Raw genomic sequence first — 16,636 nt, 5'->3', positions numbered from 1 at the left:
AATATAGTATTTTTATATTATATTAGTCATATGACTGACGGAAGTGGGATAACCACGTGGAGTATGACAAAAAATAGCCGACCGTCTGGGCAATAAGCACAGATAGTAGGCTATTTTTTTATTTATATAAAAATCCCACTACAATATTGCATAAATATAAAAAATATTTTTATAGAATTATATGTAATTACATGAACATTATTACTAAAAATATAAAAACATCATTAGAACCAATATATTTATTGATAATACTTAATAATCAAGTAGATGAATAATAATCAATTAATTCATTATTAGTGTATTTAAAGAATAAATTAACGAAAATGGATTTTAATTGAGAAAAATTTTCATTGACAAGCTTAATGCAATTGGTTACAATATAAGTGTAGAGTTTGAGAAAAATTTAACAAACTCTTGGGATTGTATATAAAATAATTATAAACTTTAATTTTGAAGTTATAAAATTTGGAGGAGGGTGACTATGTTTAAACAATGGGAAGGCTTTAAAGAAGGTACTTGGCAAGAAGGAATTGACGTAAGAAACTTTATACAAAAGAATTATAAATTATATGAAGGTGATGGCAGCTTTTTAGAAGGACCAAGTGAAAAGACAAAGAAAGTATGGGATAAGGCATACGCATTAATAGTAGAAGAAGTTAAAAAAGGAATTATCGATGTTGCAACTGATAGAGTATCAGGTGTTGATAATTACGATGCTGGATATATAGATAAAGATAATGAAGTTATAGTAGGACTTCAAACAGATGCTCCACTTAAGAGAATTGTTAATCCTTTTGGTGGAATGAGAATGGTTCAAAGTTCATTAAAAGAATATGGATATGAACTTGACCCAGCTATTACAGAACATTTCTCTAAATATAGAAAGACTCATAATGAAGGAGTTTTCGATGCTTATACAAAAGAAATAAGAACTGCTAGAACAGCAGGACTTTTAACTGGACTTCCAGATGCTTATGGTAGAGGAAGAATCATTGGTGACTACAGAAGAGTTGCATTATATGGAGTAGATTATTTAATTGAACAAAAGAAGGCAGATTTAGATAGCGAAAGCTTACACGGGGATATGCTCGATGAATTAGTAAGAAAAAGAGAAGAAGTTTCTATGCAAATTAGAGCTTTAGGTGAACTTAAATCTATGGCTGCTAAATATGGAATAGATATTTCTAAGCCAGCTAGTAATGCAGTAGAAGCTGCTCAAAGCCTATACTTTGGATATTTAGCAGGAATTAAGGAAAACAATGGAGCTGCTACTTCATTTGGTAGAACTTCAACATTCCTTGACATTTATATAGAAAGAGATTTAGAAGCAGGATTAATAGATGAAAAAGGTGCTCAAGAAATTATAGATCAACTTATCATCAAGTTAAGATTAGTTAGACACTTAAGAACTCCAGAATATAACGAATTATTCGGTGGAGATCCAACTTGGGTAACTGAATCAATAGGTGGTATGGGTATAAACGGAAGACCGCTTGTAACAAAGAACTCATTTAGATATCTTCATACATTAATAAACCTTGGAACTTCAGCTGAACCAAACTTAACAGTTTTATGGTCAGATAAATTACCAGAAAACTTCAAAAAGTTCTGTGCTGAAATATCAATAAAGACAGATGCTATTCAATATGAAAATGATGAATTAATGAGACCAGTTCATGGAGATGATTATGCAATAGCTTGTTGTGTATCTTCAATGACTGTTGGTAAGCAAATGCAATTCTTCGGAGCAAGATGTAACATTGCTAAATCATTATTATATGCTATTAATGGTGGAGTGGATGAATTAAAGGGAATCAAAGTAGTACCAGGAATTGAACCAATTACTGATGAGGTACTTGACTTTGCTAAAGTAAAAGAAAACTACTTCAAAGTTTTAGAATATGTTGCTAAGATCTACGTTGATACAATGAATATAATTCACAATATGCATGATAAATATGCTTATGAAGCAGTACAAATGGCATTGCATGATACTGAAGTAGGCAGATTAATGGCATTTGGTATAGCTGGTCTTTCAGTTGCAATTGACTCATTATCAGCTATTAAATATGCAAAAGTTAAACCGATAAGAAATGAAAACGGAATTGCTGTTGATTTCGAAGTTGAAGGAGATTTCCCTAAATACGGTAACGATGATGATAGAGCAGATGATTTAGGAGTAGAATTAGTTAATAAATTCTCAAGTGAACTTAAGAAACATCCATTATACAGAAATGCTAAGCATACATTATCAGCGTTAACAATAACTTCTAATGTTATGTATGGTAAGAAAACAGGAACAACTCCGGATGGAAGAAAAGCAGGAGAAGCTTTAGCACCAGGTGCTAACCCAATGCATGGAAGAGATGAAAATGGAGCTTTAGCATCACTTAACTCAGTTGCAAAAATTCCATGGATGAATGTATGTCAAGATGGTGTATCAAATACATTCTCAATTGTACCAGACGCACTTGGAAAAGATTTAGAACAAAGAAGTGTAAACTTAGTTAACATCTTAGATGGATATTTCACTCAAGGTGCATTCCACTTAAATGTTAATGTTCTTAACAGACAAACATTAATTGATGCAATGAATAATCCAGAACAATATCCAACACTAACAATTAGGGTATCTGGATATGCTGTTAACTTCAGCAGATTATCAAGAGAACAACAAGAAGAAGTTATAAAGAGAACATTCCACGAAAGTATTTAAATATAGCTACGTTACATTAAAATATATCATATATTTTATAAGGGGGAGGGGGATATAAATTCCTTTCCCTTTTTAAATTAAGAAACTTGATAATTCTTGATGTTAGATTATTAATTATTACTAAAAGATATTTATATAAAAATTTTGAATATGAATTTTAAGAAGTTTTTGGGAAATTTAATAAAAATGATATTTTAGTATTGAAAAATGAAAGTTAATCAATGTAAAATATTATATCTTTAAAGCAGTGAAAAGAGGTGAAGAATATGAAAGGAAAGATTCATTCAATTGAATCAATGGGACTAGTGGATGGACCAGGAATAAGAACAGTGATTTTTTTTCAAGGGTGCAGCTTAAGATGTAAATTTTGTCATAATCCAGATACTTGGGCGTATAATGGAGGAAATGAGTATACTCCAGACGAATTGGTGAAAAAAATTGAAAGGTTCAAGACTTATTTTGTAAGCAGTGGCGGTGGTGTAACTTTTTCGGGTGGAGAGCCATTAAGACAACCAGAATTTTTACTAGAAGTATTAAAGCTCTGTAAAGCCAAAGGCATACATACATGCATTGATACAGCTGGATATGGTCTTGGAGGTTACGATGAAATATTAAAGTATACAGATTTAGTTTTATTTGATGTAAAACATATAAGTAGAGATGGTTATAAAGATGTTACTTTGATGGAAATAGATGAATCGCTAAATTTTTTAGAAGCTATGAAAAGAAATAACACTAAAATGTGGATAAGACATGTGGTAATACCAGGAATAACAGACGATATAGAACACTTGAAAAATGTAAAAAAGTTCATTGATAATATACCTAATGTAGAAAAGGTAGAATTATTACCTTATCACTTATTAGGAGCAAATAAATATGAAGTAATGAAGGTTAAATATCCTCTTGAAGGGGTAAAGGCCATGGATAAGGATCTTACTAAAAAGTATCAGGAAGAAATATTTAACCAATTAAAAAATAATTAACTAAAGAATAAAAAGAGACTATATGAGCATTCAAATTAAGGCAACTAAATAGATATCATATAGTCTTTGAAAGTGAATTAGTAATGGTTATTTAATTGGAGAAAAATTATCTTTATTAAATAAGCAAATCGGGCATACCCAATAATCAGGCAAATCAGAAAATTCTACACCGGGTTTAATTCCATTATTAGGATCTCCGATTTTAGGATCATAAATATATCCACACACTTCACAAACGTATTTTTGCATATTATCACCTCACTTAGAATTCTTAAAAACTAAAGCTAAGAATTTAGAAATTAAAAATTCTTAGGTAAATATATTATAATATATGATTTATATTATAATTGGTTAATACTTAATAATTTATTAAAAATCCATAAAAATACTCCACATATAAATTTTATAATAAAAAAATATGTGGAGAGAGTATTTTATTTATAAACTTGTTATTTCATTTGGTTATTTAATATATTTGAAAAGTATCCTTTTGGAAAGTGACCCTTTTTTAAACCTTCTATAACTGTCAGATATGTTGCGGCAGTATCAAACCTAGCATCATGATAATTTCCACTGCCTTCAAATAATTTTTCAGATGTATCTGAAATTTGTTTTTCTGAAATATTAAGCCAATCAATTACTTCAGATAATTTTGGATTTTTAATTTCTCCATTAGCCTTTGGAATTTTACAGATATCTCTATAGTATGCCATTGTGCAGAAAATATTTTTTGGCTCAAAGAATTCTCCAAGAGTAAGTAGTTCATGTTTCAAAAATCTAACATCAAAGTTTACATTATGTCCAATTAAGAAGTCAGATTCTTTAAAATCATCTATAAATTCTGGAACTAAATCTTCAAAATATTGACCATTTGATAGTTCATAAAGTTTTTCAAGAGAAAATCCATGTATTTCTTCTGCAGATGGCTCCATCTCATCAACGGTAAAAAAGAAGTTCTTACCAGTTGTAATTTGAGGTTTTGCACTTGCATCTACAGTTATATAACTTAATTGACATATACTACCGGGCTTTACGCTTGTAGTTTCAGTATCAAAAAATAATAATTTCATTATTTGTACCTCCAATTTGTACATAAGTTTGTATATTTATTATCAACTTGTTAAATTTAATTATATAGTATTTACGAGAAATTTCAAATGATATATAATGTATACGGATTTTATAATAATAATTATTATTAATAGGGAATGATTAACTATTGAAATATATTGTTACCTATTAAGGAAAAAATAACAATTAATAAATAATTATATTAGTGCTAATAATATGATTATCAAGTATTAGGAGGCTTTAATATGGCAAAAACAGTACGTAAAGTATCAATAATCGGAGCAGGTTTTGTTGGAGCAACAACTGCATATGCTTTAATGAACAGTGGTGTAGCTACTGAAATCTGTATATCTGATATCAATGCAGACAAAGCAATGGGAGAAGCTATGGACTTAGTTCATGGAACATCTTTTGTTAAGCCAGTAAGAATATATGCAGGTGACATTAGTGAAACTAAAGATTCTGATATAGTAATAATTACAGCAGGAGCGGCTCAAAAGCCAGGCGAAACTAGATTAGACCTAATTGAAAAGAATTATAATATATTTAAAAGCTTTATACCACAAATTGCAGCAGCAAGTCCAAATGCAATTTTATTAGTAGTTTCAAATCCATGTGACGTATTAGCTTACATCACTTACAAATTATCAGGATTCCCTAAGGAAAGAGTTATAGCATCAGGTACAGTTCTTGATACATCAAGATTAAAGCACGTTATCGGTAAGTACTTTAATGTTAATAACAACAACGTTCACGCATATATATTAGGAGAACATGGTGATAGCGAAGTAGCAAGTTTTAGTACAGGAAGCATAGCTGGTGAAACTTTTGCTCAATATGCTAAGAAATTTAACTTAGAATGGAACAAAGAAGTAGAGGCAGTTCTTGAAAATGACGTTAAGAGAGCGGCTTATGAAATAATAAATAGAAAAGGTGCAACTTACTTTGCAATAGGTCTTGCAACAACTAGAATAGTAGAAGCTATATTAAGAGATGAAAATACAATCTTAACAGTTTCAACATTAATGCAAGGTGAATATGGAATTGATGATGTTTACTTAGCAGTACCAACAGTTGTTAATGCAGATGGTGCGGTAAGAATAGTAAATCCTGAAATAACTGATGAAGAAGAATTAAAGAAATTAAGAGATTCAGCAGCAGTATTAAAAGAAAATATTCATAAAGTTATTGACAATAAATAATAAATTTTAATTTCATTTGACGTAAAGAAAAAAATTTAATATAATAAATATAGCATTTAAAAGGTTAAGAATGTGTACATTCTTAACCTTTTAATATATAAATTTAAACATATATAATTTTATAAATAATAAATATTTAAGATTTAGAGTATAAGAGTATATAAATTACTACTTATAAAGATAAAGAAATTTAGCATTAAGCTAATAAATATTTTAGGAGGCTAAAATGAATATTGAAGGAGTAATAATACCTAAACATTATAAATCTAAAAATTCTTTAATAGAAACAGAAGTGCACATAAAAAAAATAAAAGATTTTTTTGAACAAGCTTTGGCGGAAAAATTATGCTTAACTAGAGTATCAGCACCATTATTTGTTGAACCTAATACAGGAATCAATGATAATTTAAATGGTGTAGAAAGACCGGTAAGCTTTGATTTATTAGAAGCTAAAAAAGATGTTCAAATAGTGCATTCACTAGCAAAGTGGAAAAGATACAGTCTTCATAGATATAACTTTGAATGTGGCCAAGGTCTTTATACAGATATGAATGCAATAAGAAGAGACGAAGAGTTAGATAATTTACATTCAATTTATGTAGATCAATGGGACTGGGAAAAGATAATAAATAAAAGTGATAGAAATATTAACACTTTAAAAGAAACTGTGAAAAAAATTTATGAAGTATTTAAGTCTACTGAAGATTTTGTATGCAAAAATTTAATTAATGAAGATAAATTCTTACCAGAAGAAATTTTCTTTATTACAACTCAAGAACTTGAGGATATGTATCCAGATAAGACACCAAAAGAAAGAGAAGATCTTATTGCAAAAGAAAAAGGTGCTGTATTTATAATGCAAATAGGTGGAGTATTGAAGTCTGGTAAAAAACATGATGGACGTTCACCAGACTATGATGACTGGAATTTAAATGGAGATATAATATTCTATTATCCTTTACTAGAAAGAGCTTTTGAAGTTTCTTCTATGGGTATAAGAGTTGATGAAGAATCGCTAGATAGACAGTTAAATATTTCAGGCTGTAACGATAGACGTGAACTTCCATTCCATAAGATGCTTCTAAATGGAGAACTTCCTTATACAATTGGTGGCGGAATTGGTCAGTCAAGAATATGTATGTATTTCTTAAGAAAAGCTCATATAGGAGAAGTTCAAGCTTCTGTTTGGGATGATAAGAATATGCATATATGTGAAGAGCATGGAATAACTTTATTGTAAATCATATTTGATTTTTTGAGATTAAAAGGAATTGAGTTCTTATGAACATTCAATTCCTTTTAATTTAATTGTTGTTTAATCCGTTAAAAGTTATTTCACCAGATAAAACAGTTTTTTCATTACCATTACTATCTTTAACAATAAGATTGCCACTGTCAGATAAAGACAAGCAAGTAACAATTTCTTCACTATTATAAGTTATCAATTTAGCTTTTTTACCGAATATGATAGAATTAGCTCTACAAATATCTATAGTTTTCTTCAAATCTAAATTATTCAAAAAATCTAAATATAATTCTTCAAAATGATTTAAATATCCAGCTATAATTTTACTCCTATCAAAATCTCTATTAAATTTTGATTTTAAAGAAGTAGCAATATTCCTAATATTATCATCAAAGAAATCAGAATCTATATTTACATTTATGCCTGTACCAACTACTAAATAATCTACGGCATCCATGTCACCTTTCATTTCAACAAGAATTCCACAAAGTTTTTTTCCATCTATATGTATATCATTAGGCCATTTTATAGTGGATTTTATTCCTAAGTCTTCTAAGGATTTAAATACAGCAGCAGCTGCAATTTGAGTCACTTTTGGTGCTTCAATTGGAGGAATATTAGGTCTTAATACTAAGCTGCACCATATTCCACCTTTAGGAGAAATCCATTTACGGCCTAAACGTCCACTTCCTCCATTCTGCTCCTCAGATATTATAAGGCTCCCATCAGTAAGATCATTAGAAGCTAGTTCTTTTGCTTTTATATTTGTAGAATTTATAGAATCAAAGTGAATTATATTTCTACCTATTGTTTTAGTTTTTAAATTTGGAATAATAGAATTTGATGTTAATAAATCTGGCTCTGAAATTAATTTATACCCTTTATTTGAAATTCCTTCTATTATATAGCCTTTTTTCTTTAGATTATTAATATGTTTCCATATAGCAGTTCGTGAGACATTCAAATTAGTACTTATATATTCACCTGATATATAATCTTCAGCATTTTTTAGTAAAGTTAAAATTTCATATTCCATAATAAATATCCTCCTATATGGAATTATATCATAATAAAAAATATACTCTAGCGTTTTATAATGAAGTATTATATAATTAATTTTGTTATAAATAAATACGGAAATATATTTTTATTAGACAATTTAGAGAGGATATTAATATGAATACAAATGGAAAGAATGTAAATAGAAAAGGAAAAAAGAAGATAAAAAAAGTTAAAAAGAAAAATAAGAAGAATTTATTTTCGATAATTGTTTCTTTTCTTATATTTGAAGCAGTGTTTACTGCTTGTACATTTCCGTTCATACTACTTTATGGTCCCTTTGAAGAGGCAAAAAGAGTATGGGTAGGTGCAGCTATGACAAGCATGAGTCATCAATGGCTGGCTACAGCTTTTTTATCAGATGAAAAGATATCAGAAATACAAGGTACTACTACTGAAGTAAATGAAGTTACAAATGTTTCGGATATACAAATACCAACGATTAAAGATGATACAATTGAAGCAAAGGTATTTAATAGTGATAACGGGAAGTATACTGGATACTATCTTATAGTAAAAGATCCAACTAGAATAAAAGTAGGCTATAGTTCTAAACTTAAAACAGAAGGAGAAACCACTTCACAAATTGCACAAAATAATGATGCAGTTGCTGCTATTAATGGAGGCGCATTTACAGACTCATCTTCATCAGCACAATGGACAGGAAATGGTGGGTTACCTAGTGGACTTATTATGAGTGGTGGAGGAATTGTATTTAGTGATATAGGTGGAGAAACGGGTAAAACTGATTTACTAGCTTTCACCAAAGAAGGAAAAATGATAGTTGGAAACTATTCTATAAAAGAATTAAGAGAATTTGGAGCGCAAGAAGCTTTAAGTTTTGGCCCGGTTTTAATATCTAATGGAAAAATGACGAAGATTGGAGTAGAATGGGGAATAGCACCAAGAACTGCCATAGGTCAAAGACTAGATGGTGCAGTAATTCTTTTGGTTATAGATGGAAGATCACTTGTTGGAAGTAAGGGTGCTTCATTAACAGAACTTCAAGAAGTTATGTACAAATTAGGTGCATATAATGCAATAAATTTAGATGGTGGAAAATCAACTACAATGTACTATGATGGTGAAATAATAAATAATCCGTCAAATAGTATGGGAGAAAGACCTATTCCATCAGCGATTATTGTTAAGTAAACTTTAAGGAGAGAAGATAATGAAGATGTTTAAAAAGTTCATTGTTTGGGGAATATTATCAGTAATGTTACAATTTTCTGGACTGTATGTATTAGAGAATACTATATTTAAACACACCTCAAATATTAATTCAGAAGATCTTGATTTAAATAAAGGTAAAGCTGAAAATGTTAAAGGAACAGTACCAGGTACTGCAGAACAAATAACAATATCTTTCAATGGAAAATATCTTACATATGTAGAAAATGGCAAATTATTTGTTGAAGAAGCTAAAAGTGGTACTATACAAGAAGTTGTGACGCAAGATAATGGAGAAATAATGTATCATAAGTGGTTATCTGACAGAAATAGACTTATAATAGCTGAAAAGATAATGAAAGATGGTACAAATGTTATTCAACTTATTACATATGATCCAAAAGATAATTCTGAAATTGTAGTTAAAACAATATGTGACTATCAAGATAATATGGAAATAAATAAGATCAGTGCATCTGTTCTTACTGGTGTATACTATATTGATGTTTATAAAGGAAGTATGAAGAGTGTTCTTTATAGAATTGATAGAAATGATAAGTTGACAAGAGAAAGTATAAGAGCTGACGTTCTTGGAAATATAGAAGTAATTCCAAGAGAAGATAGATTGGTTTATGAAGATAGAATTAATAATAAGTTCTATATAACAAATCCAAGCGATAGATTAGAATTTAACTCAAATAAAAATTTGGCATTACTCGGAATAGATAAAGAAGGTGTTGTTTATATAGGTGAACTTGATGGTGAAAAAGTATCAAGTATAACTTATGGAAAACCTGAAGAAGATACTTCAACATGGAAGAAAATTGACCTGGAAGATGTAGTTAATAAAAATGATTTGTATTTTAATGAAAAAAGTGAAATATTAATAAATCATAATTTAGAGGGAAAAGTTAAAAACTTAATGACAGGAAAAGAAGTTGAATATGAAGGAAAGCTTATTGAAATAAAAGAGGACTTCATAGCAACTGTCGATAATAATGGAAATCTAAAATACATGGATTTAGAAGAAAATAAATAGTTTGATTAATGACAATAGATGAAAGCAAAATTAGTTTTTAAAATTTGCTTTCATCTATAATTTTATATATTAATTTTTATGAGGAGGAATAATGGGGAATTTTAATATTTATGATAAAGCAATAATGATACCAGCTATATTAATTGCATTTGCATTTCATGAGTTTGCACATGCGTTTGTGGCAGATAAATTAGGAGATGATACTCCACGATATGAAGGTAGACTTACTTTAAATCCAGCAAATCACATTGAACCAGTTGGATTTTTAATGATAATAATATTCGGATTTGGATGGGCAAAACCAGTCAGGACTAATCCATCAGCATATAGAAATTATTATAGAGATGACTTCTGGGTTAGTATTGCAGGGCCGATTGCTAATTTTCTAACAAGTATACTTTTTACGATTATTTTTGCATTCTTTTTAAAATATGTGGATATAAATATGTCACAAAACAGTGCTATTAATGTTTTTTATGATATGATAAATGAAGTGATAACTCTTAATGTTCTTCTTGGATTTTTTAATTTGTTGCCTATACCTGGATTTGATGGATTTCATGCTTTAAAAGATCTTTTTAGAGGAGGGCTAAATAATATTGAAGAGAAGTTATGGCAGATTAGACCACTATTATTGATTGGAGCAGTATATTTTGCGGGAAATATTATATCAGCACCTGCAAATTTAGTCATAAGATGGTTATCTAATATTGTAAATCTTATAGTATTTAGTTGACAAATTTTAATTATATTCGTATAATGTATGAAGATTAATATAGAAAAATTCTAAGAAAAGAAGAGTACTTTATTTGATGTCTTAAGCGAGTAGGAGCTATGGTGGAAGTCCTATAGAATAGAATAAAGGAAGAGAGCCTTTGAGAAATCATTTGGTAAAGTTATATTAAATGATCGCAGATAAACATGCGTTAAATGTTGAGTGGTATTTTACGTAAGGTAAAATACAATGAGAGTGGTACCGCGATTTAATCGTCTCTTTGTTTATAAGAGATGATTTTTTTATATAAAAAATTAAAAATATAATCACATAGAACATTATACAAAAATCAGAAAGGAATTATTTTAGTTTAGCATTGTTAAGTATTAGATAATAAAAATAGAAAATCACATAGTGATTTTATCCTAAACTGTGAATTGTGCATTGTGAATTGTGAATTGTTTAAGGAGGATTTTATGGATTATAAAGCTAAAGTTTCAGAACTTATAAAAAATCATGTTGACTTAGATAGTGAAACAATAGAAAAATTAATAGAAATACCACCAAAGCCAGAAATGGGTGATTATGCATTCCCATGTTTCCAATTATCAAAGGTTATGAGAAAAGCTCCTAATATGATAGCAGAAGAATTAAAGAATGCTATGTCTACGGATGGCTTTGAAAGAATAGAAAATTTAGGACCATATTTAAACTTTTTTGTAGATAAAGGTGTATTTGCAAAAAATACAATTGAAAAAGTGTTACAAGAAGGTGATAGTTATGGTTCATCTAATGTGGGAGAAGGAAAAACAGTATGTGTTGAATATTCTTCACCTAATATAGCTAAGCCATTCCATGTAGGTCATTTATTTACTACAGCAATTGGTAACTCTTTATATAAGATGTTTAAGAAAGAAGGATATAACACAGTAGGATTAAACCATTTAGGAGACTGGGGAACACAATTTGGTAAGCTTATATCAGCATATGACAGATGGGTTGATGAAGAGGCTTTAGAAGAGGCCCCTATAGATGAACTATTAAGAATATATGTTAAATTCCATGAAGAAGCAGAAAAAGACCCAAGTTTGGAAGATGAAGCAAGAGCAAACTTTAAAGCTTTAGAAGATGGAGAAGAAAGAGTAACTAAACTTTGGACTAGATTTAGAGAGTTAAGCTTAAAAGAATTCCAAAGAGTATATGATATATTAGGTGTTAAATTTGATTCATTAAATGGAGAAGCATTCTACAATGATAAAATGGATGCCGTTGTTAAAGAATTAAAAGAAAAGAAATTACTTGTAGAAAGTAATGGAGCACAAGTTGTTATGCTTGAAGATTATAATATGCCTCCATGCATAGTTTTAAAAGCTGATGGTGCTTCAATATATGCAACAAGAGACTTAGCAGCTGCTATGTACAGAAAGAAGACTTATGATTTCTATAAATGTGTATATGTAGTTGGTACTCCGCAAGCACTTCATTTTAAACAAGTATTTAAAGTGTTAGATCTTGCAGGTCATGAATGGGCAAAAGACTGTGTTCATGTAGGCTTTGGATTAGTTAAGTTTGCAGATAGAAAGCTTTCAACTAGAAATGGTTCAATAGTTTTACTTGATGATTTATTAAGAGAAGCCGTAGAAAAGACTGTGGAAGTTATCAATGAAAAGAATCCAGATCTTGAAAATAAAGAGGAAGTTGCTAAGAAAATCGGTGTTGGAGCTGTTGTATTCACTTATCTTAAGAATTCAAGAGAAAAAGATATTGTATTTGACTGGAAGGAAATTTTATCATTTGAAGGTGAAACAGGTCCATATGTACAATATTCATATGCTAGAGGAAACAGCATAATTAATAGAGCAGGTGAAACAAAAGGAACTGTAGATTATAGCAAGTTAAGTTCAAAAGAAGAATTTGAATTAGTTAAGAGTATTGCTAATTTCAATAATATGATAGCATTGGCATTAGAAAAGTTAGAGCCATCTATATTAACTAGATATGTTATTGAAGTGGCAAAAGGATTCAATAAATTCTACAATGCACATTCAGTATTAAATTTAGAAGATGAGGATTTAAAGGCTACAAGATTAGCTTTAGTTAAAGCAAGCTTACAAGTAATTAAAAATGGATTAGAATTACTAGGTATAGATGTGGTTGAAAAAATGTAATATATAACAAAGAGGTTATGCATATTTTATGTATAACCTCTTTGCTATACATTAGATAGTAATTTTATGATTTGCATGATTATGTATATTCTTATGGATAAACTTAATATGGATTCTTGGGGATATTATACATATTTAATTATATGTACAAATGTTTTAAATAAATGTTGTTATGTCTACAATTTGATTATTATAAATGATATGTAATTACATAAAAGTGGATATTTTTAGGAAAATGATAACAACATTATTTTAATACATATTTATACGCGTTAAATAATTGATTTATGATGATTGTTATTTCGAATATTTAGGAGATTTTAAAGACGAATTATTATGTAATCTGGTTTTGCTATATTAATATAATATTAGAAAATAATGATTTAAAGTCTTATTAGAGGATATAATTATAACATTAGAAGCAATTGCACAATAAAGAAAATCATTAATAAAAAATTAATAATTATATAGCAAACCAAATAAATCATGTGTGATATAATAACATAAATCGATTTTTATTATATTATGAAAGGAATGAAGAATAGAGAAGTGACGATAAACAAAAATAATAAATATTTTGATATATTTATTTTGGCTTTGATAGCCATTATAACATATAAGATAATAGACAATTATAATTATTTCTTTAATATAATAAAGAACTTTGTATCTATTATATCACCATTTATATATGCTTTAGTATGTGCTTATATCTTAAATCCAGTAGTGAATTTATTTGAAAAAAAACTAAAATTTAATAGGGCGATATCAATATCAATTACATATTGCTTGTTGGCAGCACTAATTTTTATTGCATTATTTTTTACAATACCAAGTTTGATTGAAAGTATAGTTAATATGAGTTCTGAAATACCATCATATATAGAAAAAATTCAAAATTGGTCAGATACAATATTTCAAAATTATCAATTAAATGAGTTTATTACACAGGGAGCTTTTATTGAAAAGGTAGATATGATATTTACGAAAATTAGTAATTTTACAATTGTGTTATTACAAAATTCAATATCTTCAGTGTTTTCAATAACGGCTAATTTAGTTAAATTATTATTGGGATTTTTAATATCAATTTATGTTTTGATAGATAAAGAAAAATTATTGAACAATGCAAAAATAATAATATATATGATTTTTAAAGAAAAGGCCGCAAATAATATATTAAGCGTACTAAATACTTATCATAAAATGATAGGAAGATATATTGGGATAAAAGCTGTAGACTCTTTAATAATAGCTATAATAGCGTTTGTAGGATTAATAATTATAGATGCACCTTATGCTATACTTATAGCAGTAGTTGTTGGGATAACTAATATGATACCTTATTTTGGGCCTTTAATAGGTGAAATAGTAGGTGCTTTAGTAACAGTTTTTGCTTCACCGATAAAAGCAATTGTGGTATTTTTATTATTACTAGCTATACAACAATTTGATGCATGGTATCTTGATCCAAAACTTATAGGGAAAAAAGTGGGGGTAAGTGCTTTTGGAATTATATTCGCTGTAATTGTTGGTGGAGGATTCTTTGGAACCATAGGAATGCTTTTGGCATCACCTACTATGGCAACTATAAATATATATTATTCTAGAATGGTAAGTAATTTTAAAAATAAAAATCCAAATATATTTAGTAAGAAAAAGTGAAAATATTAACAGGCTTCATTTCTTCGAATTGTTAAAAGAAATGAAGCCTTATTATTATAGATAAAATAAAGATATGTTGACTAAATTTAAAATCATATATAACATATATGTTATGGGATTGTCATATTAAGAAGAGAATGGAAGGAATAAATATGGAAAGTTTTTTTGAATTGGTTTCTAGAAGACAAAGCTGTAGAAAATATTTAAATAAAGCTGTAGAAAAAGAAAAAATAATACAATGTATAGAAGCAGCTAGATTAGCTCCATCAGCATGTAATAGTCAGCCTTGGCACTTTTTAATAGTAAATAATAAAGAAATGTCTCTTAAGGTTTCTGAGTGCATAAGGGACAAGATTATGAACAAGTTTACAGAAGAATGTTCAGCTTTTATTGTAGTTGTTGAAGAAAATGGAAATATCACTTCAAGGACAGGAGAACTAGTAAAGAATCAAGATTATAGATCTGTTGATATTGGGATTTCTACTGAACATATATGTCTTCAGGCAGAGGAGCTTGGACTTGGTACTTGTATTCTTGGATGGTTTAATGAAAAAGCTTTAAAAAAACTTTTAAAATTAAATAAAACTAAAAGAATAAGATTAGTAATTTCTATTGGATATCCAGAAAATACTGAAGTTAGAAAAAAGATAAGAAAAGATATAAGTGAGATTTACACATTTATTGAATAAATATAGTTAAACTATAATATATGTAGTTCCATACTTAATGTTAATATATATAATATAGTAGAATAAAAATAAATATTAAAAAAATCTAGATTTTTAAATCTTTTTATTATAATAAAACTATAGATAAATCATCTTATTAAAATTATTAAAAGAAAGGTGTGATTAAATATGTCAAATGTAGCAGCATTTTTTGATTTAGATGGAACACTATATAGAGAAGGGCTTATAACAGAAATATTCAAAAAGATGGTTAAGTATGAAATAATAGAGACTGAAAGATGGTATAATGATGTTAGGCCAGATTATTTAAAATGGGATAAGAGGCAGGGAGATTATGATGATTATCTTTTGAAAATGACAGATATTTATATTGAATCAATTAAAGGTTTAGAAAAGAGCCAAATGGAGTATATAGCTAAGAAAATAGTAGAACAAAAAGGTGATAGAGTTTACACTTTTACACGAGATAGAATTAAATGGCATAAAGATAATAATCATACCTTAATAATAATCTCAGGTTCACCTTCGGAAATGGTAGCTGAAATGGCTAAAAAATATGGATTTACAGACTATGTTGGAGCTAACTATATAGTAAATGAAGATAATATTTATACTGGTGAAGTTATTCCAATGTGGGACAGTAAAAGCAAAGAAAAATCTATACAAAAATTTGTAGATAAATATGATATAGATTTATCAAAAAGCTATGCTTATGGTGATACATCTGGAGATTACACTATGTTTAAGAGTGTTAAGTACCCATATTGTATGAATGCTACAAAAGAGCTGCTTCAAAAAGTTATAAGTGATAGAGAGTTAATAAAAAAAGTTAATGTTATTGTTGAGAGAAAAGATGTAATATACAATTTAGATATTGAAGATATACAGTTTGTATAGGAAAGAGTGG

14 protein-coding genes, 1 riboswitch and 1 other annotated feature are annotated in these 16,636 nt (G+C 28.4%); of the genes, 11 read left to right on the top strand and 3 right to left on the bottom strand.

The genetic code is table 11. The features are described 5' to 3' along the window. Positions 1 to 20: 20 nt before the first annotated feature. Positions 21 to 98: riboswitch (ZMP/ZTP riboswitch) on the top strand. Positions 99 to 481: 383 nt separating this feature from the next. Both pflB and pflA read left to right on the top strand, forming a co-directional pair. Then, the gene (gene pflB / locus CNEONATNEC86_RS15605; protein WP_058296105.1) at positions 482 to 2,716 is read left to right on the top strand and encodes a formate C-acetyltransferase; all 2,235 of its coding nucleotides are present in this window, start codon (positions 482 to 484) and stop codon (positions 2,714 to 2,716) included. 266 nt (positions 2,717 to 2,982) lie between these two features. Next, complete coding sequence (gene pflA, locus CNEONATNEC86_RS15600; RefSeq protein ID WP_058296104.1) at positions 2,983 to 3,702, top strand: pyruvate formate-lyase-activating protein; 720 nt, start codon at positions 2,983 to 2,985, stop codon at positions 3,700 to 3,702. Between the two features lie 87 nt (positions 3,703 to 3,789). On the opposite strand, the gene rd is transcribed toward pflA, so the two are convergent. Both rd and CNEONATNEC86_RS15590 read right to left on the bottom strand, forming a co-directional pair. Further along, positions 3,790 to 3,951 carry a rubredoxin gene (gene rd / locus CNEONATNEC86_RS15595; RefSeq protein ID WP_058296103.1) on the bottom strand — a complete coding sequence of 54 codons (162 nt, stop codon included), beginning with the start codon at positions 3,949 to 3,951 and terminating at the stop codon, positions 3,790 to 3,792. Positions 3,952 to 4,151: 200 nt separating this feature from the next. Further along, entirely contained in the window at positions 4,152 to 4,772 is a 621-nt protein-coding gene (locus CNEONATNEC86_RS15590; protein ID WP_058296102.1) for a 3'-5' exonuclease, read from the bottom strand. Positions 4,773 to 5,018: 246 nt separating this feature from the next. On the opposite strand from CNEONATNEC86_RS15590, the gene CNEONATNEC86_RS15585 reads away from it, so the two are divergent. Next, a complete protein-coding gene (locus CNEONATNEC86_RS15585; RefSeq protein WP_058296101.1) occupies positions 5,019 to 5,975 on the top strand; it encodes an L-lactate dehydrogenase in 957 nt (318 codons plus the stop codon). Positions 5,976 to 6,207: 232 nt separating this feature from the next. Further along, on the top strand, positions 6,208 to 7,215 hold the full coding sequence (gene asnA / locus CNEONATNEC86_RS15580; RefSeq protein ID WP_276325930.1) for an aspartate--ammonia ligase: 1,008 nt from the start codon (positions 6,208 to 6,210) through the stop codon (positions 7,213 to 7,215). A gap of 64 nt (positions 7,216 to 7,279) precedes the next feature. Here asnA and CNEONATNEC86_RS15575 read toward each other — a convergent pair whose 3' ends face one another. Next, positions 7,280 to 8,257, bottom strand: coding sequence for a biotin--[acetyl-CoA-carboxylase] ligase (locus CNEONATNEC86_RS15575; protein WP_058296099.1), 978 nt, complete (start codon positions 8,255 to 8,257; stop codon positions 7,280 to 7,282). A 140-nt stretch (positions 8,258 to 8,397) separates the two neighbouring features. On the opposite strand from CNEONATNEC86_RS15575, the gene CNEONATNEC86_RS15570 reads away from it, so the two are divergent. From CNEONATNEC86_RS15570 to CNEONATNEC86_RS15540, 7 genes are all read left to right on the top strand, one after another. Then, positions 8,398 to 9,435 (top strand): phosphodiester glycosidase family protein, encoded by a 1,038-nt coding sequence (locus CNEONATNEC86_RS15570; protein WP_058296098.1) that lies wholly within the window; start codon positions 8,398 to 8,400, stop codon positions 9,433 to 9,435. Between the two features lie 19 nt (positions 9,436 to 9,454). Further along, positions 9,455 to 10,492 (top strand): hypothetical protein, encoded by a 1,038-nt coding sequence (locus tag CNEONATNEC86_RS15565; protein WP_058296097.1) that lies wholly within the window; start codon positions 9,455 to 9,457, stop codon positions 10,490 to 10,492. Positions 10,493 to 10,583: 91 nt separating this feature from the next. Next, on the top strand, positions 10,584 to 11,228 hold the full coding sequence (locus CNEONATNEC86_RS15560) for a site-2 protease family protein (protein WP_058296096.1): 645 nt from the start codon (positions 10,584 to 10,586) through the stop codon (positions 11,226 to 11,228). 43 nt (positions 11,229 to 11,271) lie between these two features. Further along, positions 11,272 to 11,490, top strand: a binding site (T-box leader). A 193-nt stretch (positions 11,491 to 11,683) separates the two neighbouring features. Next, positions 11,684 to 13,375 carry an arginine--tRNA ligase gene (gene argS, locus CNEONATNEC86_RS15555; protein ID WP_058296095.1) on the top strand — a complete coding sequence of 564 codons (1,692 nt, stop codon included), beginning with the start codon at positions 11,684 to 11,686 and terminating at the stop codon, positions 13,373 to 13,375. Positions 13,376 to 13,924: 549 nt separating this feature from the next. Beyond that, positions 13,925 to 15,040, top strand: a complete 1,116-nt coding sequence (locus tag CNEONATNEC86_RS15550; RefSeq protein WP_159136345.1) for an AI-2E family transporter — start codon at positions 13,925 to 13,927, stop codon at positions 15,038 to 15,040. A 152-nt stretch (positions 15,041 to 15,192) separates the two neighbouring features. Next, entirely contained in the window at positions 15,193 to 15,729 is a 537-nt protein-coding gene (locus tag CNEONATNEC86_RS15545; protein ID WP_125148197.1) for a nitroreductase family protein, read from the top strand. 168 nt (positions 15,730 to 15,897) lie between these two features. Then, positions 15,898 to 16,626, top strand: a complete 729-nt coding sequence (locus tag CNEONATNEC86_RS15540; protein ID WP_058296093.1) for an HAD-IB family hydrolase — start codon at positions 15,898 to 15,900, stop codon at positions 16,624 to 16,626. Positions 16,627 to 16,636 lie beyond the last annotated feature (10 nt).

It is taken from the genome of Clostridium neonatale (assembly GCF_900465025.1).
Classification (GTDB): Bacteria; Bacillota; Clostridia; order Clostridiales; family Clostridiaceae; genus Clostridium; species Clostridium neonatale.
The sequence above is the reverse complement of the archived record's forward strand: the minus strand, read 5'-3'. Positions and strand labels throughout refer to the sequence as shown.